Annotated in this window: 3 protein-coding genes; 1 reads left to right on the top strand and 2 read right to left on the bottom strand. The window is 54.5% G+C overall.

The window, feature by feature from the left end; translation table 11 throughout:
• The first annotated feature begins 601 nt into the window (after positions 1–601).
• Positions 602–790 (top strand): hypothetical protein, encoded by a 189-nt coding sequence (locus ABEA92_RS31195; RefSeq protein ID WP_345689779.1) that lies wholly within the window; start codon positions 602–604, stop codon positions 788–790.
• A 141-nt stretch (positions 791–931) separates the two neighbouring features.
• On the opposite strand, the gene ABEA92_RS31190 is transcribed toward ABEA92_RS31195, so the two are convergent.
• Entirely contained in the window at positions 932–1,351 is a 420-nt protein-coding gene (locus ABEA92_RS31190) for an SUKH-4 family immunity protein (RefSeq protein ID WP_345689777.1), read from the bottom strand.
• Positions 1,352–1,453: 102 nt separating this feature from the next.
• Complete coding sequence (locus ABEA92_RS31185) at positions 1,454–1,882, bottom strand: hypothetical protein (protein WP_345689775.1); 429 nt, start codon at positions 1,880–1,882, stop codon at positions 1,454–1,456.
• Between the last annotated feature and the right edge of the window lie 211 nt (positions 1,883–2,093).

Below are 2,093 nucleotides of genomic sequence, written 5' to 3'. Positions count from 1 at the left end.
TTAACGACACTGTTGCAACGATCGCACGTCGCAGGCTCGTGGTGCGGCGCTGTCGTCAGCAGTGGAGTTCGGTAGCCACAAGGGCAAGATGCTGTGAATTCCTCAGCCATCAATCAGTCGGGTAACGGTGCCCGTCACCGGGCCGGGAGTGTAAAGTCAACCATTGCCAAAACGCCCGCAAGCCCGGCTCCGGTGCACGGGGGGGTTCCCCGCCTCTCCATGCAGATCACCAGAACCCCGTCCGTTGAAACATTAGGCCAGCGTCAGCATCGAAGTAGTACGTTGCGCCACCGCCATCACCCTCGAATGGACTGTAATAGACGATAGCAGTCGCGGGACACGACCAGTTTAGTCCGTCAAATGTATGGTTGAATAGCTCAGGTGCCACCGTTTGACCCTCGTCCATGAAACCACCACGCTCGACGGCGGAATGCTCACCGTATTTCGTCCACAATCCGTCGAGATAGGCCTTAAAGTCGGTGGCGGATATGTCGTACCGTGCTCTGTAGCCATTGGCGTGCTTGTGCATCTCAATGTTCGATGCGGCGCGAGGCATGTAGCGTTGCGATCGAAAGTCGGGGATTGCGTCAAACGAGTCGTAATGGAAGTGCCCGAAGCGGATGGAGTCCGCGACCAACATGACACCAGTACACGAGGGTATGAAAAGAACGATCGCCGCGATGGACGAAATCAGCAGTGTCTTGATGCGAGTCCATTTCCGTGGCGTTCGCGTGGCAGTCAGAAGTACGGCCGCAAGCAGGAAAGCAACGCCCGTTATTTGAAACGGTAGGACAATGGGCCAAAGCATGAAGCGTATTCAATACTGCCATTCGGTCGGGGAACGGCGGGCATAACCGAGCGGCGGCAAACGATTCTCAACGGCAAAAAACACGACTCCGCCGCTTCGGTTCATGCCATGGTTCTGCCAGATCTACAGTTGGCCGGTTTCAGCTTGTTCCACGATCACTGACCACCAATTCTCGGTATTGTCGAGCGCCGCTCGGTCCGTGTCGAGTAATCGATCTCGAAAGTCGGAAACGACAGATAACTCCTCCGATTCGGCACGAGTACGGATCATCCAATCGCAATAGTCGCGATGTGCCGCGATACACTGTGCCAACTGTGGAATTGACGAATTCATGAATCGTGTTCTATACACGCCGGCGCGATCAATTGCGATTACATGCTCGGATTGCAGGTCAACACAAATTGTCGTTCCGTAGTCGCTGCCGATTGCGACAGCGGAATCTACAGGGGACGCTTGTTCGTAGCCAAACGTTAAATTCAACGGGTCGTATGAATCCGGAAGTTGCGACCGAACGAGTTCCGTAATGTTGGTCTTGTCGAGCATCGCCCAATCATTTCATGGCAGAACGGAAAGGATCACGCGGTCGCCGCGAGCGATCTTCCACTTCAAAAACCACGACTCGGCGACTCGGCGTGCATCCGATTGTTACCCGCCCTTGTCTTTGTTCATTGTCGGCGGATGGATACTCAGTGATGCATCGATTGACTCGGTGCCCGTTTTATCGTTCAGTTCAAAGAAATTGTCGTACCCCTCGTCGTCATAATCCCAATCGAATTCGCCATCCGCTCGTCGGCTGACCAAGTAATCCGCTGACGCCGGGGCTACTGCTAATCGCTGGCCATTGAGAAAGAGAAACAGGTCAGTCAAGTCATCGCGACCATCGGTCAGTTCAGCGCACAGTGTACCGAAACACTCAAGCAAGAAGCTGGGATGGTCATGAAGTACACCCCTGAAGTTGCAATAGAAAACGGGTCGTCCCCCATCGCTCTGCCAACAACGCAAGACACGCAGTTCACAACCAAGCTGCTCGCTCAGCTTTTGAATGCGTGTTGTGATTTCGCTAGGAACGTACATCTTCAGTCGGGTAACGGTAGCGATATGCGGGCGGCGGCGAGAGACTCAACCATCGCGAGAACGGCGACCACCGCCGCTCCGTACCATCGCATGGTTACGCCTCTTTGTTTGCTTTGCGTGCGAACTGGCCGATGGTCAGCTGGTAGTTTAGCACATTGCCATCGTCGAGCCGTATCGTATGCAGCACGTTCTGTGATTCTGTGCGAGTGAC

The sequence above is a fragment of the Novipirellula caenicola genome (genome assembly GCF_039545035.1).
Taxonomy (GTDB): Bacteria; Planctomycetota; Planctomycetia; order Pirellulales; family Pirellulaceae; genus Novipirellula; species Novipirellula caenicola.
Note: the sequence above shows the minus strand (reverse complement) of the source record. Positions and strands in the feature narration are given on the sequence as shown.